The sequence below is a fragment of the Sulfitobacter indolifex genome (genome assembly GCF_022788655.1).
Taxonomy (GTDB): Bacteria; Pseudomonadota; Alphaproteobacteria; order Rhodobacterales; family Rhodobacteraceae; genus Sulfitobacter; species Sulfitobacter indolifex.
In genome coordinates this window covers 1777954-1802546 of record NZ_CP084951.1, presented here as the reverse complement: position 1 = coordinate 1802546, position 24593 = coordinate 1777954, and the positions used below count along the sequence as shown (strand labels likewise).

Below are 24593 nucleotides of genomic sequence, written 5' to 3'. Positions count from 1 at the left end.
CCGAAAATTGGTTTGAGAAAAGAGGCAACGCTTAGCGGCCTCTGGGAAGGATGAAAGATGTATGAATTCGAAATAGAGCGCCCCGACAGCGTGGCTGATGCGGTCAAAGCTCTAGGACAAGAGGACGCGCAACCGCTTAGCGGGGGGCAAACGCTTATCCCGACATTGAAGGCGCGGCTGGCGATGCCGTCGGTGTTGGTGTCGTTGGCGGGGATCGGCGCGCTCAAGGGTGTCGAAATGCGTGATGGCGCGCTCTGGATCGGTGGCGGTACCACCCATGCAACCGTCATGCGCGAGGCGGCAGAGAGCTATCCGGCGCTCGCGAGCCTGGCGGCGCGGATCGGTGATCCGGCGGTGCGCAACCGGGGAACGATCGGGGGATCACTGGCGAACAACGATCCTTCCGCCTGCTATCCGGCGGGTGCCTTGGCCAGCGGTGCCACCATTGAAACCGACCGGCGCGAGATCGCGGCGGATGACTATTTCCAAGGGATGTTCACCACAGCATTGGAAGAGGGTGAGATCGTTACGGGCGTGCGCTTCCCCATTCCGCAGGCGGCGCATTACGAAAAGTTCATCCAACCCGCCTCACGTTTCCCACTGGTCGCAGCCTATGTCGCGCGGTTCAGCGATGGCGTGCGGGTGGCGATCACGGGCGCGTCGAACGAGGGGGTCTTTCGTTGGAAGGAGACTGAAGCCGCGCTGTCTTCGCGTTTTGAGCCAAGTGCGCTGGAGGGGTTGTCCCTTGATGGGGGCGGTATGATTAGCGATCTGCATGGCAGTGGCGCGTACCGCGCGCACCTCTGCGCGGTCATGACACGCCGGGCGGTACAGGCCATCGCCTGATAGCCGATAACAAGTCGTAAACCTTTGCCGCGTCCCTGCCCGGGGGCGCGGTATTTTTATGGGCTAAGGTATTGATATTGGATAGCGGAACAAGAAGACCCATCATGCGTTAGGTGACAAGCGCTGCCCGAACGGCGTTCCCGTAATGATGAGGACGTGAACATGAAAAACCTATTGAGATCTACAACTTCGCTGGGTCTGAGCCTTGCTTTGGCCTTCCCCCATGGTGCCTTTGCACAGGATCAAAATATCGCCGAATGCGGCCCCGTAGGTGAGGCGACTGAGTTCCCCTGCGCGTTTGATGATCAGACTGTAGAAAACGCTGAAGAGCTTCGGGTCATCGCTGGTCTGAGCGCGGATGCAGAAGCAAGCGCTGAAGCTGAAGTTCAGGCGGAAGGTGAAGCTGAAGCTGAGGTCGACGGTGAAGCTGAGGCGGAAACTGGTTCTGTTTTGGATCAGGCTGCAGGTTCTGCTGCCGACGCTTTGGAAAATGCCAATGAACAAGCCGAGCAGGCTGCTGCTGCGGTAGAAGCTGAAGCCCAGGCTGCCACGGAAGAAGCTGCCAAAGTTGCAGGCGAGGCCGAAGCCGCTGCTGAGCAAGCGGCTGCTGAAACTGAAGCCGAGATGACGACCGAAACAGAGGTTGAGGCCGAAGCGGAAGTTGAAGCCGAAGCGGAAGTGGAAGCCGAGACTGAGACATCTGCTGAAACCGAGGCGGAAGCTGAAGTCGAGCAGGAAGCTGAAGTCGAAACTGAGACCGAAAGCACCACCGAAGCAGAAGCAAATGCTGAGCCAGTGGTTGAGACCACCGAGCCTGTTCAAGAGGTTCAGCCCGTTGAAACCACGACAGACACCGAAGCCACAGCAGAGGTTCAAGAGACCGAAGCCGATGCTGAAACAAACGGTGAAGCTGTTGGCGCAGAGGCGGATGCCGGCCTGACCGAAGAGCAAATTCGTGAACGTGATGAACGCCGTGAAGCCCGTCAGGCAGAGCGCCGCGAAGAGCGTCGTGCCGAGCGCCGTGCGGAACGTGAAGCAGCCGCTGCTGCCGCGGCCGCCGCTGAAAACAACTCGGAAGCCGAAGTTGTCACCGAGGAAGTGACCGAAGAAGATGTGCGCAGCTCAAGCGAAGACTTCGACACCAAAGTGAATGCCGCTGCTGGTGCGAATGCCGCAAAGGCAGATGATGACGACAGTGGCCTGTCGGACTTCGAAAAAGCACTGCTTGTAGGTCTGGGTGCTGTGGCCGTGGGGTCGGTGCTGAACAATGGCGAGAAAATCGTCAGCCGTTCGGGTGACCGCGTGGTTGTGCAGGACGATACCGGTGAATACCGCGTTCTGAAGGACGACAACGCGCTGATCCGCCGCCCTGGCGACGAAGTTCAGACACAGACCTTCGATGATGGCTCGACACGTACAATTGTGACTAAGAATGACGGTAGCCGGATTGAGACCATTCGCTCGCGTGATGGTACTGTTCTGCGCCGCACAAACTTTGACGCGCAGGGCCGGGAGTACATTTTGGTTGATGACCTGGTTGAAGAACGCGAGGTTATCGTAAACGATTTGCCGCAGGTACAAGAAACTCAGCAGGCCCAGCGTGCGAGCGTTCAGGACGAAGCCGCGCTGCGTCAGGCGCTGCAAGCTGAACTGCGCAGTGACCAAGGCCGGACATTCTCGCTCCGTCAGGTGCGCGAAATCCGTGAGGTCCGCTCGCTTGCGCCTGAGCTGGAACTGGATGCCGTCCGTTTCCCGACCGGCTCTGCCGCGATCCAGCCTGAGCAAGCCCGTGCGCTTGCAAATATCGGCTCCACATTGCGCGATATGATTGCGAACGATCCGCGCACTGTGATCCTGGTTGAAGGGCACACTGATGCCGTTGGCGATGCGGGTTACAACCTCGCGCTGTCCGACCGTCGTGCGGAGACTGTCGCGCTGGCTTTGACTGAGTACTTTGACGTGCCACCAGCAAACCTGATCACGCAAGGCTATGGTGAAAGCCAGCTGCGCGTCCCAACGACCACGGCGGAGCCTGCAAACCGCCGTGCGGTTGTGCGCAACATTTCGAACCTGCTGCGCTAAGCACAAACAACAACGAAACAAAAAACGCCCCCGAAGTAATTCGGGGGCGTTTTGCATTGTTCGATTGTGTCGTAGGAGCGGCCTATCTCGCCTGAGATGCAGGCCCTAGACCGATCAGATCACTTGCTGGGCAGAGGCCCGATCACCATGACCATCTGGCGGCCTTCCATCTTTGGGAAGTTCTCGACCCGACCGATGTCTTTGGTGTCTGCAGCAACGCGTTCCAAAAGCTCACGACCAAGGTTCTGGTGTGCCATCTCGCGGCCACGGAACCGCAGAGTAATCTTCACCTTGTCGCCACCTTCGAGAAACTTGAAGACGTTGCGCATCTTCACATCGTAGTCATTCGTGTCCGTGTTCGGACGGAACTTGACCTCTTTGATCTCGATGATCTTCTGTTTCTTACGGGCTTCGCTCTCGCGCTTTTGCTGTTCATATTTGAACTTGCCGAAATCCATGATCTTACACACAGGCGGCTTGGCATTCGGCGAAATCTCGACAAGGTCGAGGCCAGCTTCTTCGGCCATTTCCATGGCACGCTGAGGCGTTACAACGCCGACGTTTTCGCCGTCCGCACCGATCAGTCGAATTTCAGTGGAGCGGATCTTGTCGTTGACGCGCGGGCCAGTGTCACGTTGGGGCGGCGCGTTATGAGGTCTGCGAGCGATGGTGATGGTCCTTTGATTGTTACCTATTCCGAGAATGCAAGGTAAACCCGACAGGGGGCATCTTCAAGCCGCAAAATGGCGCTATGCATGGGGTTTGCCTCGATTTCCTCTTGATCCTCGGCCATTGTGGGGCAATTGACGGGTATGCGACTGCGGGGGTAATCTTGAACTCTGCGGGGCGTAGAACGAGGGGAATAAAATGAAGAATCTGATTTGGTTGGTCGTGGCGGCGGTGATTGCGCTGGCGGGCTATATGCTTTTCACGGGCAAGGGGCCGCAGGAAGTGGCGATCGAAGCCTCTGATGCGATCAATGCGCCCGCCGTGGCCGAGGAGGTGACGGAAGCCGCTGAGGAAGCCGCTGACGCAATTGCCGACACCGTTGATGCCGCCGGAGAGGCGATCACTGAGGCGGTTGATGATGCCACCGAAAGCGCCAACGATGCCGCAGAGCCTGCTGTGCAGAACTGAACAACCGCCTAAGACGAAAAGCAAAGGCCGCATCCGGGGAACCGGGCGCGGCCTTTGCTTTGACTAAAATAATGCGCTGCTCTATTCGGCGGCGGGCTTCATTTGGAACCCTTCTTTCACCTGATCGGCTGGGATCACCGGATATTCACCCGAGAAACACGCATCGCAATATTGCGGGCAATCAGCCTTGCGGCCTTCGGCTTCGCCCACCGCACGGTAGAGCCCGTCGAGTGAGATGAACTTGAGGCTGTCGACCTGTAGGTGATCGCGCATTTCTTCTTCCGACATGGTGGCGGCCAACAGCTTTTCACGCTGCGGGGTGTCGACGCCGTAAAAGCAAGGCCAAGCCGTCGGCGGGGAAGCAATGCGGAAGTGCACTTCGGCCGCCCCGGCATCGAGGATCATCTCTTTGATCTTGCGAGAGGTCGTGCCGCGCACCACCGAGTCGTCGACCAAGATCACCCGCTTGCCTTTGATCAGCGCGCGGTTGACGTTGAGCTTAAGACGCACACCCATGTTGCGGATCTGCTCGGTCGGCTCGATGAAAGTCCGGCCCATATATTGGTTGCGGATGATCCCCATCGCGTAAGGAATGCCGGACTCGAGGCTAAATCCAATCGCCGCCGGGGTGCCGCTGTCGGGCACGGGGCAGACGAGATCGGCGTCAACGGGGCTTTCCTTGGCCAGTTCACGGCCAATATTCTCGCGTGTTTCATAGACCGAGCGACCACCGAGGATACTGTCAGGACGGCTGAAATAAACATGTTCAAAAATGCAGAAGCGCGACGGCACGCGGCGGAAGGGAAAGTGGCTTTCGACGCCTTTTTCGGTGATAACCACCATCTCTCCCGGCTCAATCTCGCGTACGAATTCGGCACCGATAATGTCGAGCGCGCAGGTTTCCGAACTCAGTGCCCAGCCATCGCCAACCCGGCCCAGAACCAGCGGGCGTACGCCCAATGGATCGCGCACACCGATCAGTTTGGTGCGGGTCATGGCCACGACAGAGAAGGCACCTTCGACGCGGCGCAGGGCGTCTTCCATCCGTTCGGGGATGTTCTGCTGTAACGAGCGCGCCATGAGGTGAATGATGCACTCGCTGTCCGAGGACGACTGAAAGATCGAGCCGCGCTCGATCAGCTCACGACGCAGGGCATTGGCGTTGGTGATATTGCCGTTATGCGCAATCGCCGCACCGCCCATGGCAAACTCGCCAAAGAAGGGCTGCACGTCGCGGATCGCGGTCGGGCCTTTGTTTCCGGAGGTGGAGTAGCGCACGTGGCCGATCGACAATTCGCCGGGCAGGGTCTGCATGATGTCCTGCGAGGTGAAGTTATCGCGCACATAGCCAAAGCGGCGGGCAGATTGAAAACCAGCTTCGGGGTCATAGCTGACGATGCCGCCAGCCTCCTGTCCGCGGTGCTGGAGGGCATGGAGGCCGAGGGCCACGAAAGTGGCGGCATCAGCAACGCCAACAACGCCGAAAACGCCGCATTCCTCCTTCAGTTTGTCCTCATCTCCGCTGTCGCGCAGATAGGATGTGTCAAAAGGATGGGCAGGTGGCATGAGCTTGGACAACGGGGCAACTCCGAATCCGGGTGGGGTCGGTGTCTATGTAGGGGCTTCGTACCCGGCTGTCACCCCGCATGTCGCACGCAGGGGAAGACAGCCACAATAAAGCGGGACGCTTGACCGTAAGATGAGCAGCCGGGGCGGATGCGGTTGACCAAAATGTGTAACCGACCATCCTCAAACGCAAAACAGGCGGCCCTATGCTCTGGCCGCCTGTCTAAATCTAGTCTGTTAAGGGATTATGAACGCTTAGGCGCTGCATTTCCCGACGAGCGCTTCGTAGCGGTTGGTGATCCAACCAAGTGCCTCTTGGGGGTCTTTTTCTTCGATCTGGCCGGTAAAGCGCGAGAAGACAGCGGCAGAGCGGCTGTTATCGACTGCGGTCGCACGCTCTCCGGTGATGACGGTGTCATAGACGAAAAAGGCGATCGCGACGAGCAAGACGCCCCGCACAACGCCGAAGATAAAGCCAAGGCCTTGGTCAATTCCGCCGAGGATCGAGCGGTGCACCAGCGAAGAGAATAGCGGCGTGAAGAGCGAAACAATGATCAGTGCCGCGGCAAAGACCAGTGCGAAGGCGCCAATCACAGACAGTTCACAGCTATCGGCAAGGAATTCGCCGATATAGGGCAGTTCGCGCACCAGCGGTTCAACCTGCGGTGCAAAGAGAAAGGCCAATACCGCGGCTGCAATCCAGCCAACAATCGCCATCAACTCGCGCACCAGCCCGCGGCCATAGGCCAGCAGTGCCGATAGCACGATGACCACCGCAACCACCCCGTCAATAATGGTAAAACCGTCCATGCGCGTTCTCGCCCTCGTCTAAAGGGGGGATCAGCCCGCCCCGAAAATTTCGCCAACAAATCCGGTCAGATCGCTCATTGTATTCAGCGCAATTCCGGTCGCACCCACGGCTTTCCCGCCGCGTGGTGCAATAGCGCTCGTAAAACCAAGTTTTTGCGCCTCTTTCAACCTGTTTTCCGTCTGACTGGCAGGTCGCAGCGCACCGGATAGGCTGATTTCGCCGAAAACAACTGTTTCGGCGGGAAGAGCCACGTCTTCGCGGGCCGAAAGTATTGCCGCGGCCACGGCCAAATCGGCGGCGGGCTCAGATATCTTCATACCGCCTGCAACGTTGAGGTAGACATCTAGCCCAGCAAAGGGGATGCCGCAGCGCGCCTCCAACACGGCAAGGATCATCGCCAGACGCCCCGAATCCCAGCCCACCACGGTGCGCCGCGCTTGGGAATGGGGCGAGGGTGCAACGAGCGCCTGAAGCTCAACTAAAACGGGCCGCGTGCCCTCGATGCCCGCAAACACAACGGAGCCGGGGGAGGGTTGGCCGCGCTCAGACAGAAAATGAGCCGAGGGGTTGGTGACTTCGGCCAAGCCGCTACCGGTCATTTCAAAGACACCGATCTCATCCGCCGGGCCAAATCGGTTCTTCACTGCGCGCAGGATGCGGAACTGGTGGCCGCGCTCGCCTTCGAAATAAAGCACGGTGTCGACCATATGTTCTACCACACGCGGGCCTGCGATCTGGCCCTCTTTGGTGACATGGCCCACCAGAATCACCGCGACACCGCGCCGTTTGGCAAAACTGGTCAGCTCATGCGCGGCGGCGCGGACCTGACTGACCGATCCGGGGGCGCTCTCGACATTATCGGCCCACATGGTTTGAATTGAGTCGATGATCGCCAGTTGCGGGCGCTCGGCCTCCAGCGTGGTTAGAATATCGCGCAGGTTGGTTTCGGCGGCTAATTTCACCGGCGCTTCGGCCAGATCTAGGCGCTGCGCGCGCATACGGACCTGAGCGCTTGCTTCCTCGCCACTAACGTAGATGGTTTTGAGCCCTGACTTGGCAAAATGCGCGGCGGCTTGGAGGAGGAGGGTGGATTTCCCGATCCCCGGATCACCGCCGACCAGGATCGCCGAGGCCGGCACCAATCCGCCACCTAGAACGCGGTCCAACTCGGCGATGCCGGATTGGGCGCGGGGGGGCGGGGTTTCTTGGGTGGCAAGGTCGGTCAGCTCAATCGCGGACCCGCGCCGCGCGCCCAAGGATTTGCTGGGCGGACCTGCAGAGATGCCCTTGTCTTCGACGATGGAATTCCAAGCGCCGCAGGCGTCACAGCGCCCGGACCATTTGGAATGCTTCGCACCGCATTCGGTGCAAGAGAAACTGGAGGAGGATTTTGCCATGCGCCCTTTTCGCTCAAGGGTGGAATGGCGTCAAAGGAAAAGCATCCGGCCCGTGGGCGATGATCCCGGGGGGGAACCCATGGGCCGGATGCTGCCGCCTAACTTATTCGGCGGCCTTGGGAGGAAGATCAATCACGATGTTATCAAGCGAGGTGGGGTCAGGCTTTCGGTTGGTCGCAGGCGCTTGGGTTTGCACCACACGCTCAAGGCCAATTTCTGGCATGATCTCACGCATCTCTTCACGCAGACGCTCAAGCTGGGCCACAGCGACGCTCTCTTCAAGTTCGACCTCATGCAGCCAATGCTTCATTTCCGTCGAGATGCTCTTTGCCTGGTCCAGGCGGCTGTTAAACAATTCAACCTCTTCTTGACGCTGCTTTAGGAAGCTGCGTGCGCGGGCCAGTTTCTCATCGGAGTAGACCTCGGCCAGATCGCGGGCCACATGGCTCATCTGGGCGGCCATTTCCAAGACTGCAGGCTCAAGCGTGCTGAGATCGGGGTGGTCGCGCAGGTAGGCCAAACGCTCACGAACCGAGTCGAATTCCGAGCTCATCTGAAAGGTCTCTGCCCGATCAGCGGCGTGCACCATGCCGTAGGCGCGGGCCACGTCCTGCATCCCGACATTAAACTGGCGGTGCGAGGTTTCAAGCTGCATCACACGGCGGTTGGTGGGCAGGAAAAAGCACAGACCGACGGCCAGAGCAGTAAGGGCAAGCTGGGCATACATCCCGGCGTTTTCGACAGGCTCCCCGGCATATTGAAGGTCAAGGCTGACCCAATTCCACAGGCCAAATGCGGCCATGAGGCTGGCACCGGTAAGCGCGAGCGCCGCAAGGGCGAAAATGGCCAACGCGAGGCGCTGAAATGCAAATTGAGCGAGGTAGGCAATGGAACGAAGCTGGGACATACTTTCTCCCCCCTGGAAGAGCTACTAAGCAAGTTTCTGCCGACTAACGCCCCTTTATCCTTCTTTGTTCCAACTCTATGCGGAATTATGCTGGGGATTTAGCTAAGTGTTGCCGATAGTATGGCACAACCTTCGGTATTTAGGAAATTTTTCGCTCTAATGTGGGGTTTTATTTTTCCGACGGGCATCGGAAAGCCATGGGAGTTTGCACCGTTTGAGGCCGGTAAATCGGCTTGCATTTCATTCCGAACTCTCGCGAACGGTAAGAAATCGCCGATTTAAGCGATATAATGCCGGTCGTATCTTGCACCGAGCGAGGTGAGAATTTCATAGCCGATCGTCCCGGCCCAATCTGCCAAATCATCAACACCCTGTCCGGGGCCAATTAGCTGCAGTGTTTGGGGCACGTCGGAAAGCGCGGAAATATCGACCGTAATGAGGTCCATCGATACGCGGCCAACGATGGGCAGTGTTTTTCCGTCGTGTTGAAAACATGCCTCACCCACCGCATTTCCTAGGGCACGCTTTAACCCGTCGGCATAGCCCGCAGCGACCGTGGCAAGCGTCACCATGGTATCCGCAGTCCAACTGTTGCCATAGCCTACAGTCTCGCCCGGGGTCACGGTGCGGGTTTGAATGACCGGCACGTCGAGGGTCACCACTGGCTGCGCGTCGTCAAAGGGGCGACCGCCATAAAGTCCGATGCCGGGACGGGTAACGTCAAAATGATAGTCTGAACCCAACAGGATACCGCCTGTAGCCGACAGTGAGCGCGCGACATCGATCCCTTGGGTCATGTCGTGGAAACTGCGCAATTGCGCGGCGTTCATCTCATGGTCGGGCGCATCTGAGCAGGCCAGATGTGACATGATAAGCGTGAGGGGCTGGCTCTGCGCGATGTCGCGCAAAGCGGCCCATTCTGCGGGTTCCATCCCCAAGCGGTTCATCCCACTGTCGAGTTGAACACCAAAGGGGTGGCCGGGCAGGGTTTCAAGTTGCCGCAAAAGTTGCTCGGTTGAGTTGATCATCGGCGTTAACGCCGCGTCGCGGATGGCCTCGGCATCGCCTGCCATATGGCCAGAGAAAACGTTGATGACCGGCCTGTCGCCCAAAGCCTGACGCAGTGCAGCACCTTCCTCGGCCAAAGCTACGAAAAACTGCCGCGCGCCGGCCTGTGCCAAAGCGTTGGCCACGCGTTCGGCCCCTAATCCGTAACTGTCGGCTTTGACCACCGCGCCAGTCTCGGCTTTGGTCAGCCGGTCAAGGGCGCGCCAGTTGTTGGCGATGGCTTGCAGGTCGATGGTCAGGGTCGCTTTACTCATGTGCGGATGTGGGCCGGAATGCAGGGCAAGGTCAAGCGGCCAAGGGCACCTAACGTCATGCGCGACAGGAAGGTGGTCGATTTGATAGGCTTTTGCCTACGGGTTGCCCAAGATGGGCCGGTTGCGCAGGGCAGGGAGGTCAGGCGGGTGACAAGGATCAAGATCATGTTCGGCCATGCGGGCGTGTCACTTATGGCGCTGGCCTGTGTGGTGGCCATTGTGGCGATGCTTTGGGGGGCGCCGCTGTGGTGTTGGGCGTTGGTCCCGCTGGGGGTCGCAGCGCAGATGTTGAACGAATACAACCTACACCGCCATATCTTTCACCTTGATCCGCCGAAACGGCAGTGGGCCTTTGATCTGCTTTACCGCGCGCATTACGGGCACCATGATTTTCCCACCAACCACGGGCTTTTCTTTGTCCCGCTCTGGGTCGCCCTGCCGATGCTGGCAGGCAATTTCCTGTTGGTCTGGGGAATCGCGGCGCTGCTGGGGTTTGAGACTGCGATCTGGATTGCGACAGCAGTTGTGCCCTTGGGCGGGGTGCTGACCTTTTTGATCTATGAATGGTTCCATATGACAGCGCATCTGACCGTCCCTAAAACCGCGGTAGAGCGCCATGTCACGCGGTTGCACAACCAGCATCATTTCCGCGATTTCAACAAGTGGTTCCACGTCAGCCCGGGCGGAGAGATCATCGATCGCGCCATGGGCACGGATATCGACACCGAAGCATTGAAACAGCAGCAGCGCATTGCGTTTATCCGTACCTTGGGCATGAAACCCGACGACCCGAGGCTTCTTGCCGCCCGCGCGAAGTTTGCGTCAAAATACGCTTTGACTGAGACAGAGGTGGCCCGCGCTGCACGGGGATAGGTGTGAAATTCCCCCAAGCGTCACAGGCAGAGTGCCAGCCTGGATGACGTGGGTAGGATTACGCGTATCCCGAAAGGCCAAACCCATTTCACCTCCCTTGTCCAGATTGCCGCCGAAGCAACGTAGGCAGAGGACACGCTTATCGCCCGGAGGGATGCCCCCCGGGCGCTTCAGATCAAGGCTTGATGTAGGTATAACCCATCTGCTGGAGCCGCGAGAGTTCGGCGACGCCAGAGGGCACGATGTCTTCTTCCCAGACATCATAGAGATCGTCTTCGTAGCTAATCTTGCGTCCTCGCAGGGTGTTATCACAAACGTGGAAGCTGACGTTTTGGCCCTTAAGCGATGAGACGGTGGTCTGCATCTTCTCGTTGCCCTTGGCATCGGCCAGCAGGCTTAGACCGTTGCCGTGCAACACGACCTTCACGTCGATATTCTCTGCCCCGACGGCGTTGATATGGTTCTGGATGTTACGCATGGCACCCAAATGCGCCTTAGAGGCTTCGCCGCCGTTGTAATTGATGTGATAGACGACCTTCTGCTTGCCGTAGCGCTCGGTCTCTTCGGCCTGAAGGGCGAAGGCAAAGCTGCTGGCCAGCAATAGGCAGATGGCTCGGATGATGTTTGTCATGTGGTTCCTCCCAATATGAATGACGGTTCAAACGCGGGTGCGCAGAACTGTCCCACCTAGCCTAGCAAGAGAGGGGAGCAATCCAAATCATTTATTCGCAGATGTGAATTTGAAGGGGCGCCGGATGGGCTGAGGCACCATGTCAGCGCCGCAAAATCGGGCGCTGACCATGCCTTTGGGGTAGACTTAAAATTCTTGTTCGTCCCGATCGCCCTGCTGCCAAGGCTGCACAAGGTTGCCAAAGCGGGTGAACTTACCTTCAAAGCTGAGATCGACGGTGCCAATCGGGCCGTGACGCTGCTTGCCGATCACCACTTCGGCGCGGCCGTGCAGACGTTCCATCTCTTCCTGCCACGCGGCCATCTTGTCGAGCTCGTGATCGCCGGGTTTTTCACGTTCTTTGTAGTATTCCTCGCGGTACACGAACATCACCACATCGGCGTCCTGTTCGATCGAGCCGGATTCGCGCAAGTCCGACAGCTGCGGACGTTTATCGTCGCGGCTTTCCACCTGACGCGACAGCTGTGACAGCGCGATCACCGGAATGTCGAGTTCCTTGGCGATGGCCTTGAGACCCATGGTGATTTCCGAGATTTCGTTGACCCGGTTTTCCGATTTACCTGTGCCGCGGACCAGCTGCAGGTAGTCGATGATCAGCACGTCCAGCCCATGTGTCCGTTTGAGCCGCCGCGCGCGGGCGGCAAGTTGGCTGATCGGCAGGGCGGGCGTGTCGTCGATGAACAGAGGGCAGGCTTCGAGGGCTTTGGCGGCGTCGACAAACCGGCGGAACTCGGTCTCGGTCATGTCGCCCGAGCGGATCTGCTGGCTGGGGATTTCAGCAGCTTCTGAAAGGATACGCGCGGCAAGCTGCTCGGCGCTCATTTCAAGGCTGTAGAAGCCCACCACACCGCCATCGACCGCACCTGTGGAGCCGTCGGGCTTTTGGCCACGCTTGTAGGCTTTGGCCACGTTGAAGGCGATGTTTGTCGCAAGCGAGGTTTTACCCATCGATGGACGCCCGGCGAGGATCAAAAGGTCAGACCGGTGCAAGCCGCCGAGTTTCTTGTCCATGTCGATCAGGCCGGTGGAGACGCCCGAGAGGCCGCCGTCCCGCTGGTAGGCCGCGTTCGCCACGTTCACCGCATCGGTCACCGCTTTGAGGAAGGACTGGAAACCGCTTTCGACCTGACCTTGCTCGGCCAGTTTGTAGAGCTCCTGTTCCGCTTCGACAATCTGCTCGCGCGGCTCAGACGCAACATCGACCTGCGCGGCCTTTGCCGAGATGTCACGGCCCAGTTGGATCAGGTCGCGGCGCACGGCGAGGTCATAGATCATCTGTGCGTAGTCGCGCACGGCAAAGGCGCTGATTGCGGCCCCGGCAAGGCGGGCAAGATAGGCCGGGCCGCCGAGTTCTTTCAGCCCCTCGTCGTCTTCCATGAAAGCTTTGAGCGTTACTGGGGAGGCGAGGTTGTTCTTAGCGATACGCTGGGCCGCGATATCGAAGATCCGCGCGTGAACCGGCTCGTAGAAATGTTTGGGGCCAATGACGGAAGCGACGCGGTCATAGACGTCATTGTTGGTCAGGATGGCGCCCAGCAATTGCTGTTCGGCCTCAATCGAATGCGGCATCGATTCCGGTGCCTGCACCGCCAATTGGTTCGCGTTCAGCGATGTAATCTCGTTCATGACCTCACCCATATTTACCCAGATGGTCGTCATAGCCAGTGGGTATGCCCGGCGCAAATTGTATCTTTCTGTGGATATCTCTGCGCGCAAAAGACCCCACCACATCTTGCCTTGTGGTGGGGTCTTACGTCAACATCTTGGTGAATCTCGCTTAACTTTTGCGGGATTCTTGCCACTCGCGCGGGGCATTGAGGAAGGCTTCAACCTCGGTCAGGGTGGCCACATCAAAGGCGTTCTGCGCGCGGGCTTCGGCCAGCACGTCCCACCATGTGCACAATGCGTGCAGACTAACGCCATGGTCACCAAGGGTCTTTTCGGTCTGCGGGAAAATGCCGTAGTGGAAGATTACCGCGGTATGCGCACAACTCGCCCCGGTTTCCCGAATCGCGTCGACGAAGCTGAGTTTCGAGCCGCCATCGGTGGTCAGGTCTTCGACCAGCAGCACGCGCTGGCCCTCGGTCATCTCGCCTTCGATCCGCGCGTTGCGGCCATAGCCTTTTGGCTTTTTGCGTACATAGGTCATCGGCAGCGCCATGCGCTCAGCCACCATAGCGGCGAAGGGGATGCCTGCGGTCTCGCCGCCCGCGATGTTGTCGAAGGCCTCGAAACCGGCGTTGCGCATCACGGTGACGGTAAGGAAATCCATCAGCGTGGATCGGATCCGCGGGTGCGAGATCAGCTTGCGGCAGTCGATATAGGTCGGGCTGGGCAAGCCGGAGGCCAGCGTGAAGGGCTCCTCCGCGTTGAAATGGACTGCGCCGATCTCCAGCAGCATGCGCGCGGTGAGGCGGGCCATTTCTTCGGGGCTAGGGTGGCTGGTGGGGATCATGGCAGGCGTCCTTGGGCAGGGAGAGGTCGGATCGGTATTTAAGAGAGGATGAAGCTTAAGAGGTCCAGTGCAGGTCGAAACCGGGGTCGAAGACCGTGACCGGGCCGTCGGGTGTGTCGATGCTGCTGGGGTGTGCAGGGGCTTCGCGGCGCAGAGTGATGCGGGTCTCGTTTGCGGGCAGGCCGTAGAAGGCGGGGCCGTTGAGCGAGGTGAAGGCTTCGAGTTTGTCGAGCGCGCCGTCGTCTTCGAAGACCTGCGCGAGGATCGACATTGTGTTGGGCGCGGTGAAACAGCCTGCGCAGCCGCAGGGTTGCAGTTTGGCGCCATCGGTGTGCGGCGCGCTGTCGGTGCCGAGGAAGAATCGCGCGTCGCCGGATGTGGCCGCCTGGCGCAGGGCGAGGCGGTGGGTCTCGCGTTTGGCGACGGGCAGGCAGTAGTAATGCGGGCGGATGCCGCCGGCGAGGATGTGGTTGCGGTTGATCACGAGGTGGTGCGTGGTGATCGTTGCCGCGAGGCCACTGTCGTTGCTGCGGACGTAGTCTGCGGCATTGGCGGTGGTGATATGCTCCATGATCACGCGCAACGCAGGGTGTGCGCGGCGGATCGGGTCGAGCACGCGGTCGATGAAGACGGCTTCGCGGTCGAAGATGTCAATCTCGCTGTCGGTGACTTCGCCGTGGGTGCAGAGCGGCAGGCCGATTTCGGCCATGCGGTCGAGCACGGGGGCGACCTTGTCGAAGTTGGAGACGCCGCTGGCGGAGTTGGTGGTGGCGCCTGCGGGGTAGAGTTTGACAGCGTGGATCAGTCCATCTGCGTGGGCGCGGGCCACATCTTCGGGGTCCGTGTCCTCGGTCAAATAGAGGGTCATCAGCGGGGTAAAATCCGCGCCTTCGGGCAGGGCGGCCAAAATCCGGTCGCGGTAGGCGGCGGCTTGGGCACCGGTCACAACCGGCGGCACGAGATTGGGCATGATGATCGCGCGGGCGAAGTCGCGGGCGCTATGGGGCAGTACGGCGCGCAGCATATCGCCGTCGCGCAGGTGCAGGTGCCAGTCGTCGGGACGGCGGATCGTGATGCTTTGTGTCATGGGCGCGGGCTAGCACAGAGCGGGGGCGCGCGCCAGATTGAAAACCTATCCGGTGGCGGTGGCCGCCTCTGCCGTGCGGGCCTGACGGCGGGCGCGCATCCGCTCGAGGCGGCGGGCAAAGCGGGGCGCGCTCATCCGCGAGCTGACATTGGCGCAGACGGCTTCGAGTAGCATCTCGCGCCCTTGGGCGTTGATCGCTTGGCTGAGATTGCGCAGATAGGGCAGATAATCGCGCCGCGCGCGGTAAAGGGCAGCAAAGCGCGTGGCATCCAATGTGCCATCCGCGGCAGCCTGCAGCAGCGGGTCGAGCTGGTCGATCTCCAAAAGGTCAGTTTGCAGTGCGTCCCCCATGTAGGGCATCCGCAGCTTGGTCACATTGGGCCGGGTAAAGAGCGCAGCGTGCATCGCGTCGAGTGTTTCTTTGGGATCATAGAGCACGAAAACCCGTTTGGCGGCGTCGAGCATATCGGGGGCGTAGCCGTAGCGCGATGTGAAATCGAGAATGCGCATATCGGTGAAACGGTCGTCCCATTCGGTGAGGCGTGGGTTGAGCGTGGCCTGCGGTTGGATCGCGACCACGGCAGCGCCCGGAGAGGCGACGGAATAGGCGGCGGCGGCATAGGCGCAGGGACCAGCGCCGTAGAAAAGAACCTGCTCGAATTCGTCGAAGAACCCATCATCAATCAGCCGGTCGAAATAGGCGTAGACCTCTTCGGCGCGGAACCATGTGTCACCGTCGCTGGCCAGACACAGATGCGACCAGTCGTGGTTGCGTACCATGTCCCAGCCCAGGGGCTGCGCCTTGTCCGACAGTGCGTGCATGCCTTGATAGGTTTCAAAGGTGACGAGCAGGGTGCTGTCACGCTCAATAAAGGCCGAGAAATGGCGTTTGCCGAGAGACTGGAAATAACCGTCCTCTTCGGCCACGGCCTCAACCGCGCGCAGCCATTCGCGTTTGGGCATATCGGCCAGTGAGCTTTCGATCGTGGGCGTATCGCTCGGCATCGGGCATCCTCAGGGCTTGTCGCGGCGGGGCAGATCCGCCTTCTCAGCTAGGGTTAGCCGGATAATAGGGCAAAAATGCGGAAAATCCGTGAGAATTTGAAGAGAATGTGACGGTTTTCCGGGGGCAGTGCGCCATCGAGCGTTTTAATGCTGGCTTTCGTGCGCTTGGCCGCGTCTTGCATACTCAACCATAAAGCGTGCAGCCTTGGCGGTCACCGGGCGGCTTGGCGGCGCCATGAGCAGGCGTCCGAAGAGGGCGCGAAAGGGCTCTTGTTCCATCAACGCGTCGAAACGGGTGCGGCGCCATGCGACCGCAGCGTCGTGCAGCGCGGCGAGTTCTGGATCAGCCCTAAGCGCGGCCAGTTCCCGCGCGCGCGCCGGTGCGGTGGCGCTGATTGTCGTATCGGTCTCGGTGTTGAAATTCCGCTCCACCCAATAGTCTAGCCCCAGCATATGGTCGCTGTGCACGGCGCGGCCACGGTCGGCTTTAAGCACGTAGGTTTCCATTGCGCCCAAGGGATAGTGATTGATCTGAGCCAGACCATGATTTTGGCGTCCGTAATTGGAAAAGATCCGGCGGGTTTTAAACAGGTCGGGCAGGGGGCGGCCATGGCTGTCGAACCAGCGGGCTTGATCCAGTCGCGCCGGATCAGGGCCACGGGGGCGGTGCACGCCGGGTTGCGCATAGGTGCCGTCGTTGCGGTAAAGCGTTTTGAACATCGCGGCACGCCACGGCCAATGCATCACGGCGGGCGCGCAGCGTGTGAAGGTCTCGGTCACGGGATGGTCTTTGTAGCGCACCTGATCGGCATTGCCGAACAGCCGCCATGTGAGGGTGATCGACGTGGCCTCGGGCAAGGCGCCGTGCAGCGCGGCGAGACTGTGATCGCCGCAATGGATGTTCACGAACTCATCAATGTCGAGCGGCAAGATCCAGTCGGCCAGTTGCACAACCTCCAAATCGGCAGCGGTCTTTAACGCGGTGAACTGTATCCCGCCTTTATCATAGGGGCCGTCGTTGCGGATGTGGGTCACGCCGCCAAGTGCTTGTAAACGGTCAAGCATCGCATCCGTGCCGTCGTCGCAATCGTTGGAAAACACCAGCGCATGATCAAACCCGATGGCGCGGTGGTGGGCGAGCCATTCGAGAAGGAACGCGCCCTCATTGCGCAGGCAAAGGATCGCGAGGTGGGAGGGGGGCTTACCACTCACGGCGGAATGCCACGACTTTGTTATGCGAACCACGGTGATAGTAGGCCAGGCCGGCGTTCATAAACGCGGCGAAGACCTTGTTGACGCCCTCAGGACCGATCCATTGCGGGTGCAGTTCGATGATGGCCGCCCGAAGATTGGCGAGGGGCAGTGTGGGGATTAGGTCCACCTCTGCGCCTTCGATATCGCAGATCAGCACGGTGGGGTTCAACTCGGCGAAGACCCCAGCGGCATCAAGCACGTCGATTTGATGGGTTTCGGGAGGGTCTTCGCCTTCAAAGCGGGTCATGGAGGACGACAGGATCTGCGCGCGCACATGGAAATCGACCTTGCCCGGCGCGGGGCCGAGAATGGCGTTGGTGACATGCGCGTTGCTTAGCCCATTAGCTGCATGGACGCGACAAATATAGGGGATGAGGTTGGGGTTGGCTTCAAAGGAATGCACCGAGGCGACCTGGCGTTTGCTGGCCACCAGCGTCGACATATAGCCGACACCGCCGCCCAGTTCGATCACCCGGTCGCCTTCGCGGACCACCCGCAAGGCTGCCTCGCTTTCTTTGGTCTCATAGGAATTTTGACGCAGCAGTTTGCGGACCCGACCGCGCAGAATTGTAGGGTCGTCGGGGAACTTCATACCGCGGGAATGGATGAAATTGGCTTCAGTCGAGGTGTCCGTCACGAGGTCAGCTTTCCATATCAAGGGCAAGGGCATAGGCCACCCGCTCGGACGCGCTTAACTGGATGTTAAGGGCTTGGCGGTAGAGATCGCGAAACTCTGGCATTTGGTGCAGGTCTTCGGCCTTGGCACGGTGCCAAGCAAGGCCCGCTTCGTGATGTGCGCGGAGTTGATCGTCTGCCAGCAACCGGTCCATCTCGGCCTGCAGGCGTGGCAGGTTGCGCTGAATGGTGACATCACGGTGATCGTTCCAATCCATGCGGATCCAATAGTTGATCCCGATGGAGCGGTCGACATGCAGCGCCCGTCCGCGTTGGCGTTTAACCAGGAACGATTCTGCCGAGCGTAGCGCGTAGTGGTTCAGTTGCAGCAGCTCATAGCCGATATTGCTTTTGGAAGAGCGCCAGCCGTTGCGCAGCGCTTCGCGCGTCATATCTTGGCCTGAGCCATTGACCCATTTCACCTGGTTTTCCCGCGTATCATCCAGCTTGTTGGGCCGGTGACAGGAAAGCTTTTCGTAGGCACCAATGTTGCGGAACAACGTCTTGAACCCCCATGCAGTATGGGGTTTGGGGCAATAGGCGGGGGCACAGTGGTCAAACTGGCCGATCACCGGGGCGTCTGAAAGCGCCGTCACCCCGTTATGACCAAAAAGCCGCCATGTCATGGCGACGTTCGTCGCCTCCGGCACGGCGGCAAAGAAGTCATCCAGCCTGCCATTGCCGGTGCGAATGTTCACGAATTCATCCACGTCAATATGCGCGATCCATTCAGCATCGCGTATCAGCGGCTGTTTAAGCGCCTGGTTCAGCGCATGCTGCTGCGGGGAGTTTCCCTTCCAATCGTCATTGTTGCGGTGCTGGAGGATGCCCAGATCTTGCAGTCGGGCCAGCACAGCATCGGTGCCATCGGTACAATCATTTGTGTAGATCAGGAAATTGTCAAAACCCACGGAGCGGTGATGGGCGACCCATTCAAGGATATACGGTGCCTCGTTTTTCATGCAGCCGACGATGACGTTGCCGCTGCTGCCGGGCGGCAATTGGCGCGGCGGGACGGCGGTATAGGCGGGCGCGGGCTGGTCTTCATCCTCAAGGGTTGTGCGGTTGTGCGGACGGAAGGGGCTGCTGAGGATCATCTCATGGTTGACCTTCACCCGGTTCAACAGTTGGACTTTGGCCTTGCGCACGTCCTTAGAAGCATCTGGATCGTGCAGCATCGTCTCAAACTTGGTGGCGGAGCGGCGCGCCATCTCAGCCTCCGCGCGTTTTTGAGCCAGCGGGGTTGCAGTGGTGCGGATGCGGTGGGCAAAGGCGGCGAGGTATTGCGTTGCGCGAAAGCCGAATGCGGGGTCCGCCTCGCGCCAAAGGGGGGCGGGCGTATCGGGGGTCAGCGCCTTGGCCAGTGCGGGGAACTTTTCGATCAGTGCGGCATTGTCGGCAGCGAAATGCGCAGAGATCGGGGCGAGGCTGCCGGGGGGGATTGGCGCGCCGCCGATCTGGATCGCCTGCAACATCTGGTTCCACGTACTACGTGGGCAAGAAAGATCATGTACCTGTAGGTAGCGTATCAACACGTCGTTAAATCGCTGCATCCGCGTAAGCCATGGCGCGGGCAGGGCTGCGATCGCGCGACCGGGGTCAACCGGACCGAGGGGCGTGGTCAGGCAAAGACTGTCGGTGACTTCGCGGGCCCCGTCCTTTGACAATAGATGCGAAAGGTTGAGCGGGCGAAAATGGATATTCTCAGTGCCAAAAGCCTCGGCCCAATGAGCATGTAGCGCATGGTAATCGAGCCAAAACGGCGGGTCTTGCACATCAGGGAAAAGGCCGAAGTCAGGCGCGTTCTCAGTATTCTCACGCGCAGCTTGCCACCAGTTGCCCCGTTCAGCCACAGCCAAATCTTGGGTCAAGGCCAGTTCTTGGGTCAAAGAATGGCGGCGGCCTTCGGTCACGGCAAAGGCGTAATGCGCCGTAAGCAGGCGGGCCTGTTCGTCAAGGTGGGCGACGATCTGAATGTCATCGAAATGCGCAGAAAGCAGGTCACGCAGATGGGCAAGCTCTTCGGGTCGGGACAGCAAGTTGCCCAATTGCGCAGCGCTTAGCACTACATGATCGGCGTGTGTCTCGGCCAATTCGCGAGACATCAGCGCGTTGAATTCGTCGGGCAGCGTGGTGTGGATCAAGGGGCTGTCCAGACCCCGTCGATAGCGCAGCAGCCCCACAGCATCGGGCGCGGCGCAGGCGGCATAAAGGCGAACATGGTTCCAATCGGGCGCGTAAACCCCCTGCATTAGCAGTGCATTCTGTTGTTGTTTTAGGATGTTGCGCAGCCGTGCGGCGGCTTTTTCAGTTGGGCCGATGTACAGGGTTAGACGCATTATTCGGCCTCTGCTTTGCCAGTGTTGCTCTGGCCCCACCACGGCAGTTCGATGCCGAGGTAGGCCGCGATCTTGTCGCGTGCATCAGGGTCTTCGATGTCGAATTCCAAGAAATTGTCGCATCCCGCAAATATGCGGCGACAGAAGGCAAAATGCCCCTCAACCCATTTGGCCAGTTCGGCCTCAGTGCGGCCAAAACCCCGTGGCAGGCCCGGCACGTCCGCTTGCGGCAAGCGTTTGTTGCCCAGATTACGCCAGCGCATCATACTGTTGGCCGTCTTAACCGGGTCGCGGTGCGACAGGAGGAACTTGATGTCTGGGTGGTAAGTTTGAATGGCCTGCAACAACCCCCAATCGGTCTGCGGCCAAAGGCTACGGTCATGGCGCACGGCGCTCATCTCGTTGACCACATCGAACTCGCGCAACCGCGCCAACGGGTCGCCGCTGACAAAGTAATCGGCATAAAGGATCCGTCCGACATGCTCTCCAACGATATCAGGCAAATTGCTTTGCCCGCGACGGATGCGCCAATCGGCGACCTTAAGCCCCGCGTGGCGCAGCGCGTCGGTCAGTGTCGTGGTGCCAGTTTTTGGCAGCCCGAGGTTTATGATGCGTGGCCCGGTCATGGCAGGCCTATTTCAGCAAGGATGTCCGCTTCGGCGGCGCAATAGGGGCTGGCGTTAAGAAGTTGTTCGCGCATTTCTACATAGGCCGGGTCAGCCAGAAGCGCATCGCGCCGCGCGCGGTGAGCGGCAACGGCTTCCAAATGCAAATCTGCGATACCCGGCAAGGCCTTAAGGCGGTCTATCTCTGCACCGAGGGCCGGCAGGTAGCGTTGGATTGAGCGATCTTCCCACGCCGCATCGTTGCGCTCGCGCCAATAGGTGTCATCAAAGGCGCGATGCTCACGGTTCACATCGCCCCGGTCATTCTTGACCTGATAGCTGTCGAGTGACCGCAGCGCGTAGTGATTGAGCGTCGCAAAGCGCCGCGCGCCGCGGGCGGGAAAAGCGCGGATGCGGCGTTTGTTGGCGGCGCTGCGAAAGAGGTCGGGGACCTGCCTGCCGGCGCCATCCGTCCAATGGGGCTGGTCTTTCTCGTCGTCATGAAAGGGCCGATGCGCGCCGTAGTAACCAAGAGGGAAGTCGCGCCGGATTAGCGACTTAACCTCCATCGCCGTGTCAGCGCCGCAGATGTCTGGATTATGGCTGTGGGTGAATTGCGCGATGACGGGCCTGTCGACGTAATCGGTAACCCCGCCATTGGCAAAGAACTGAAAATGCACCGAGATCGCTTGTGGGTTGCCGCAAGCCTCAATCAATGCGGGCAGGCGGTGGTCACCCACATGAATGTTGAGAAACTCATCCACATCCGCGACCCAGACCCAATCCGCTCCTGTGACAATGGGCTGACGCCGCGCGTCTTTCAGCGCCTGCATCTGGTAGTTTCGGTTGGTGGCCGGGTTCGGCAGGTGGGTGACGATGCCCTGCGCGCCAAGCGCGTCTAGAAGTCGGTCAGTCCCATCGGTGCAATCATTGGAGTAAAACAGAAAATCCGTAAGCCCGATCACCCGGTTAAAGGCGATCCACTCCAGCAGAAACGGGCCTTCGTTCTTGACGCAGGTGACAGCGGTAATGCGCATGTCAGACCCCGCCGCGCCGGGTCGCGATGATAGTGCACTGTCCCATATCTGCCCCTGTGGCCCCGGTGGTTGTCCCCAGTGGCCGTCAATTATTGGTTAAGACTATGCCAGCGCGAAGAAATCACGTCAATCTGCGCAAGCCCTGTCAGACCCCTTGACGGGGCGGGGCGGGAATGCACCACTGGGCCTATGAAAAACATTGAAACCATCGACGCGGTCCAAGAGATGCTAAGCGCGGAGGGCTATGTCTGTGACCGCGCCCTTGGGGTTGTTGTGTTCCTAAGCCTGACACTGGGGCGGCCCTTGTTTCTGGAAGGCGAAGCAGGCGTGGGCAAAACCGAGATTGCTAAGGCGCTGGCCGCGGGGCTGGGGCGGCGATTGATCCGGTTGCAGTGTTATGAAGGGCTCGACGCCTCAAGCGCAGTGTATGAGTGGAATTTTCCGGCGCAGATGGTGGCGATCCGTACGGCAGAAGCCGGGGGCGGCGCGGACCGGCGTGCACTGACCCAAGAGTTGTTCAGCGATGACTACCTGATTGAACGCCCCCTTTTGCAGGCGCTGCGTCCCGACGAGAACGGCGCGCCGGTGCTGCTGATCGACGAGCTGGACCGGACCGATGCGCCCTTTGAGGCGTTCCTGCTGGAGGCGCTGAGTGATTTTCAGGTGACGATCCCCGAGCTTGGCACGATCCGCGCACCGGAGCCGCCGATCGTGATCCTAACCTCAAACCGCACGCGGGAGGTGCATGACGCGCTGAAGCGGCGGTGTCTTTACCACTGGGTTGACTACCCGGATGTGGAACGCGAGATGGCGATCCTGCAGGCCCGCGCGCCTGAGGCGGCGGAAGCGCTCAGCCGCGAAGTCGTAGCCTTTGTTCAGCAATTGCGCACCGAGGATTTGTTCAAGAAGCCGGGTGTGGCAGAGACAATTGACTGGGCGAAATGTTTGTTGGCGCTGGATGTGACAACGCTGAGCCCTGAGGTGATCGCCGACACGCTTGGGGCGGTGCTGAAATACCAAGATGACATCGCCAAGCTCCAAGGCTCCGAAGCCGCGCGTATTCTTGAGCAGGCCCGCGCGTCGCTGGTCCCTGCCTGAGCAGAATGGCCGAGCAGCTCCCCCTTGAATTGCCGGACGATCCTAAGCTTGCGGGCAATATCACGCATTTTGCCCGCGCTCTGCGCCGGGCGGGGCTGTCCATCGGGCCGGGCCGCGTGGTGGAGGCGGTGGAGGCGGTTGCCGCCGTTGGCTTCACCAGCCGCCGCGATTTCTATTGGACGTTGCATGCTTGTTTCGTGAGCCGCCCTGAGCAGGCGCGGGTCTTTGCGCAGATATTCCGGCTGTATTGGCGTGATCCGCGCTATTTGGAACATATGATGGCTGCGATGCTGCCTGCCATTCGCGGTGTGCAGGAGGACCGTCCCGCGACCCCCGCCGAAAAACGCGCGGCGGAGGCTTTGCTAGACGGGGCGGAAGCACCGGTCCGTGAGGATCAGCCCGCGCCGGAGGAGACACTCATAGAGGTGGATGCAAGCCTCACCATGTCGGCGCGTGAGCGGCTCCGAACGCTGGATTTCGAACAGATGAGCCTTGCCGAGATGGCTCAGGCGAAACGGATGTTGGCCAAGCTTACCCTCCCGGTGCCGCCGATGCCCAGCCGGCGGAATGTGGCGGCGGCGCGCGGGCGGATCGACGTGGCGCGCACGATGAAAGCGGCGCTTCGGCGTGGGGGGGAGATGGAGCGGCTCTACCGGATGAAGCCGCGGGAACGCTATCCGAACCTTGTGGTGCTTTGCGATATTTCGGGCTCGATGAGCCAATACAGCAGAGTGATCCTGCATTTCCTTCATGCGGTGGCCAACCGCAAGGGTGCGGGCTGGGCGCAGGTGCATGGCTTTACCTTTGGCACGCGGCTGACAAATATCACCCGGCATCTCGCCACGCGCGACGTGGATGTGGCACTGGCAACAGCGGGCGCACAGGCGCAGGATTGGGAGGGCGGCACGCGCATCGGCACTGCGCTCGCGGCGTTCAACCGCGATTGGTCGCGGCGGGTTATGGGGCAGGGCGCGGTTGTGCTGTTGGTGACCGACGGGCTTGACCGAGACGATCCGGCGGAACTGGCACGGCAAATGCAGCGGCTGCATCTGACGGCGCGGCGGGTGATATGGCTGAACCCGCTGCTCCGCTGGGACGGGTTCGCGCCCAAGGCTGCGGGCATTCGCGCGATGCTGCCTCATGTTGACAGTTTTCGCGCGGGGCATTCGATTGCGTCTTTGGAAGCGCTGGCTGAGGCGATCTCGCGCCCCGATGATCTGGGCGAAAAGGCGCGGATGTTGGCAGGGTTGAACGCAGCCGTTTAGGCGATGAGGAGAGGGAGGGGGGCTGCGGGTCTCTCCAAAACCAGAAGGTTTCGCACCCACCCTTGATTGATCCCGGCCTGTCACCCGCCTGTCGTCGCGCCAAGCGAAATAGCCGCATCCCCTGAAGGGGCCCCTCGGCGA

General features: G+C 60.1%; 22 protein-coding genes. 6 read left to right on the top strand and 16 right to left on the bottom strand.

Annotated features, from left to right (window positions below; all coding sequences use genetic code 11):
- Positions 1-57: 57 nt before the first annotated feature.
- Positions 58-846, top strand: a complete 789-nt coding sequence (locus tag DSM14862_RS08785) for an FAD binding domain-containing protein (RefSeq protein WP_007119902.1) — start codon at positions 58-60, stop codon at positions 844-846.
- A 162-nt stretch (positions 847-1008) separates the two neighbouring features.
- The gene (locus DSM14862_RS08780) at positions 1009-2928 is read left to right on the top strand and encodes an OmpA family protein (protein WP_007119901.1); all 1920 of its coding nucleotides are present in this window, start codon (positions 1009-1011) and stop codon (positions 2926-2928) included.
- Positions 2929-3047: 119 nt separating this feature from the next.
- On the opposite strand, the gene infC is transcribed toward DSM14862_RS08780, so the two are convergent.
- The gene (gene infC / locus DSM14862_RS08775; RefSeq protein WP_243254370.1) at positions 3048-3509 is read right to left on the bottom strand and encodes a translation initiation factor IF-3; all 462 of its coding nucleotides are present in this window, start codon (positions 3507-3509) and stop codon (positions 3048-3050) included.
- Between the two features lie 286 nt (positions 3510-3795).
- Between infC and DSM14862_RS08770 the strand changes: the two genes are divergently transcribed.
- Complete coding sequence (locus DSM14862_RS08770) at positions 3796-4065, top strand: hypothetical protein (protein ID WP_007119898.1); 270 nt, start codon at positions 3796-3798, stop codon at positions 4063-4065.
- Between the two features lie 81 nt (positions 4066-4146).
- Here DSM14862_RS08770 and purF read toward each other — a convergent pair whose 3' ends face one another.
- The 5 genes from purF to alr all read right to left on the bottom strand — a co-directional run bounded on the left by purF (position 4147) and on the right by alr (position 10068).
- Complete coding sequence (gene purF, locus DSM14862_RS08765) at positions 4147-5631, bottom strand: amidophosphoribosyltransferase (protein WP_007119897.1); 1485 nt, start codon at positions 5629-5631, stop codon at positions 4147-4149.
- Between the two features lie 255 nt (positions 5632-5886).
- Positions 5887-6441, bottom strand: a complete 555-nt coding sequence (locus DSM14862_RS08760) for a CvpA family protein (protein WP_007119896.1) — start codon at positions 6439-6441, stop codon at positions 5887-5889.
- 30 nt (positions 6442-6471) lie between these two features.
- Complete coding sequence (radA, locus tag DSM14862_RS08755) at positions 6472-7839, bottom strand: DNA repair protein RadA (RefSeq protein WP_007119895.1); 1368 nt, start codon at positions 7837-7839, stop codon at positions 6472-6474.
- A 103-nt stretch (positions 7840-7942) separates the two neighbouring features.
- On the bottom strand, positions 7943-8746 hold the full coding sequence (locus tag DSM14862_RS08750; protein WP_007119894.1) for a hypothetical protein: 804 nt from the start codon (positions 8744-8746) through the stop codon (positions 7943-7945).
- A gap of 278 nt (positions 8747-9024) precedes the next feature.
- Positions 9025-10068: an alanine racemase gene (gene alr / locus DSM14862_RS08745; RefSeq protein ID WP_007119893.1), complete on the bottom strand. Its 1044-nt coding sequence runs from the start codon at positions 10066-10068 to the stop codon at positions 9025-9027.
- 165 nt (positions 10069-10233) lie between these two features.
- Between alr and DSM14862_RS08740 the strand changes: the two genes are divergently transcribed.
- Complete coding sequence (locus DSM14862_RS08740) at positions 10234-10941, top strand: sterol desaturase family protein (RefSeq protein ID WP_007119892.1); 708 nt, start codon at positions 10234-10236, stop codon at positions 10939-10941.
- A gap of 175 nt (positions 10942-11116) precedes the next feature.
- Here the strand turns inward: DSM14862_RS08740 and DSM14862_RS08735 are convergent, their stop codons facing one another.
- The 10 genes from DSM14862_RS08735 to DSM14862_RS08690 form a co-directional block, all read right to left on the bottom strand.
- A complete protein-coding gene (locus tag DSM14862_RS08735) occupies positions 11117-11572 on the bottom strand; it encodes a DsrE family protein (RefSeq protein WP_007119891.1) in 456 nt (151 codons plus the stop codon).
- Positions 11573-11758: 186 nt separating this feature from the next.
- Complete coding sequence (locus tag DSM14862_RS08730) at positions 11759-13258, bottom strand: replicative DNA helicase (RefSeq protein WP_040701264.1); 1500 nt, start codon at positions 13256-13258, stop codon at positions 11759-11761.
- Positions 13259-13409: 151 nt separating this feature from the next.
- Complete coding sequence (locus DSM14862_RS08725; RefSeq protein ID WP_007119889.1) at positions 13410-14087, bottom strand: orotate phosphoribosyltransferase; 678 nt, start codon at positions 14085-14087, stop codon at positions 13410-13412.
- Between the two features lie 55 nt (positions 14088-14142).
- Positions 14143-15174 (bottom strand): dihydroorotase, encoded by a 1032-nt coding sequence (pyrC, locus tag DSM14862_RS08720; RefSeq protein WP_007119888.1) that lies wholly within the window; start codon positions 15172-15174, stop codon positions 14143-14145.
- A gap of 45 nt (positions 15175-15219) precedes the next feature.
- Positions 15220-16179: a hypothetical protein gene (locus tag DSM14862_RS08715; RefSeq protein WP_007119887.1), complete on the bottom strand. Its 960-nt coding sequence runs from the start codon at positions 16177-16179 to the stop codon at positions 15220-15222.
- Between the two features lie 144 nt (positions 16180-16323).
- Positions 16324-17391: a glycosyltransferase family 2 protein gene (locus tag DSM14862_RS08710; RefSeq protein WP_007119886.1), complete on the bottom strand. Its 1068-nt coding sequence runs from the start codon at positions 17389-17391 to the stop codon at positions 16324-16326.
- Positions 17381-18070, bottom strand: a complete 690-nt coding sequence (locus DSM14862_RS08705; protein ID WP_007119885.1) for an FkbM family methyltransferase — start codon at positions 18068-18070, stop codon at positions 17381-17383. The genes DSM14862_RS08710 and DSM14862_RS08705 overlap by 11 nt, the downstream gene beginning before the upstream one ends.
- A 4-nt stretch (positions 18071-18074) precedes the next feature.
- Positions 18075-20447, bottom strand: a complete 2373-nt coding sequence (locus DSM14862_RS08700; protein WP_007119884.1) for a glycosyltransferase family 2 protein — start codon at positions 20445-20447, stop codon at positions 18075-18077.
- Positions 20447-21073, bottom strand: a complete 627-nt coding sequence (locus DSM14862_RS08695; protein WP_007119883.1) for a sulfotransferase — start codon at positions 21071-21073, stop codon at positions 20447-20449. Before DSM14862_RS08695 ends, DSM14862_RS08700 begins: the two co-directional genes overlap by 1 nt.
- Positions 21070-22089 (bottom strand): glycosyltransferase family 2 protein, encoded by a 1020-nt coding sequence (locus DSM14862_RS08690; protein ID WP_007119882.1) that lies wholly within the window; start codon positions 22087-22089, stop codon positions 21070-21072. Before DSM14862_RS08690 ends, DSM14862_RS08695 begins: the two co-directional genes overlap by 4 nt.
- Before the next feature lie 189 nt (positions 22090-22278).
- On the opposite strand from DSM14862_RS08690, the gene DSM14862_RS08685 reads away from it, so the two are divergent.
- The gene (locus DSM14862_RS08685) at positions 22279-23187 is read left to right on the top strand and encodes an AAA family ATPase (RefSeq protein WP_007119881.1); all 909 of its coding nucleotides are present in this window, start codon (positions 22279-22281) and stop codon (positions 23185-23187) included.
- Between the two features lie 5 nt (positions 23188-23192).
- On the top strand, positions 23193-24452 hold the full coding sequence (locus DSM14862_RS08680) for a vWA domain-containing protein (protein WP_007119880.1): 1260 nt from the start codon (positions 23193-23195) through the stop codon (positions 24450-24452).
- The last annotated feature ends 141 nt before the right edge of the window (positions 24453-24593 follow it).

Coding starts and splice junctions, on each gene's coding strand:
- DSM14862_RS08770 (WP_007119898.1), top strand. CDS start 3,796: ATGAAGAATCTGATTTGGTTGGTCGTGGCGGCGGTGATTGCGCTGGCG.
- DSM14862_RS08740 (WP_007119892.1), top strand. CDS start 10,234: ATGTTCGGCCATGCGGGCGTGTCACTTATGGCGCTGGCCTGTGTGGTG.
- DSM14862_RS08695 (WP_007119883.1), bottom strand. CDS start 21,073: ATGACCGGGCCACGCATCATAAACCTCGGGCTGCCAAAAACTGGCACC.
- DSM14862_RS08685 (WP_007119881.1), top strand. CDS start 22,279: ATGAAAAACATTGAAACCATCGACGCGGTCCAAGAGATGCTAAGCGCG.
- pyrC (WP_007119888.1), bottom strand. CDS start 15,174: ATGACACAAAGCATCACGATCCGCCGTCCCGACGACTGGCACCTGCAC.
- DSM14862_RS08785 (WP_007119902.1), top strand. CDS start 58: ATGTATGAATTCGAAATAGAGCGCCCCGACAGCGTGGCTGATGCGGTC.
- DSM14862_RS08680 (WP_007119880.1), top strand. CDS start 23,193: ATGGCCGAGCAGCTCCCCCTTGAATTGCCGGACGATCCTAAGCTTGCG.
- DSM14862_RS08780 (WP_007119901.1), top strand. CDS start 1,009: ATGAAAAACCTATTGAGATCTACAACTTCGCTGGGTCTGAGCCTTGCT.
- purF (WP_007119897.1), bottom strand. CDS start 5,631: ATGCCACCTGCCCATCCTTTTGACACATCCTATCTGCGCGACAGCGGA.
- alr (WP_007119893.1), bottom strand. CDS start 10,068: ATGAGTAAAGCGACCCTGACCATCGACCTGCAAGCCATCGCCAACAAC.
- DSM14862_RS08700 (WP_007119884.1), bottom strand. CDS start 20,447: ATGCGTCTAACCCTGTACATCGGCCCAACTGAAAAAGCCGCCGCACGG.
- DSM14862_RS08690 (WP_007119882.1), bottom strand. CDS start 22,089: ATGCGCATTACCGCTGTCACCTGCGTCAAGAACGAAGGCCCGTTTCTG.
- DSM14862_RS08730 (WP_040701264.1), bottom strand. CDS start 13,258: ATGAACGAGATTACATCGCTGAACGCGAACCAATTGGCGGTGCAGGCA.
- DSM14862_RS08760 (WP_007119896.1), bottom strand. CDS start 6,441: ATGGACGGTTTTACCATTATTGACGGGGTGGTTGCGGTGGTCATCGTG.
- DSM14862_RS08735 (WP_007119891.1), bottom strand. CDS start 11,572: ATGACAAACATCATCCGAGCCATCTGCCTATTGCTGGCCAGCAGCTTT.
- radA (WP_007119895.1), bottom strand. CDS start 7,839: ATGGCAAAATCCTCCTCCAGTTTCTCTTGCACCGAATGCGGTGCGAAG.
- DSM14862_RS08725 (WP_007119889.1), bottom strand. CDS start 14,087: ATGATCCCCACCAGCCACCCTAGCCCCGAAGAAATGGCCCGCCTCACC.
- DSM14862_RS08715 (WP_007119887.1), bottom strand. CDS start 16,179: ATGCCGAGCGATACGCCCACGATCGAAAGCTCACTGGCCGATATGCCC.
- DSM14862_RS08750 (WP_007119894.1), bottom strand. CDS start 8,746: ATGTCCCAGCTTCGTTCCATTGCCTACCTCGCTCAATTTGCATTTCAG.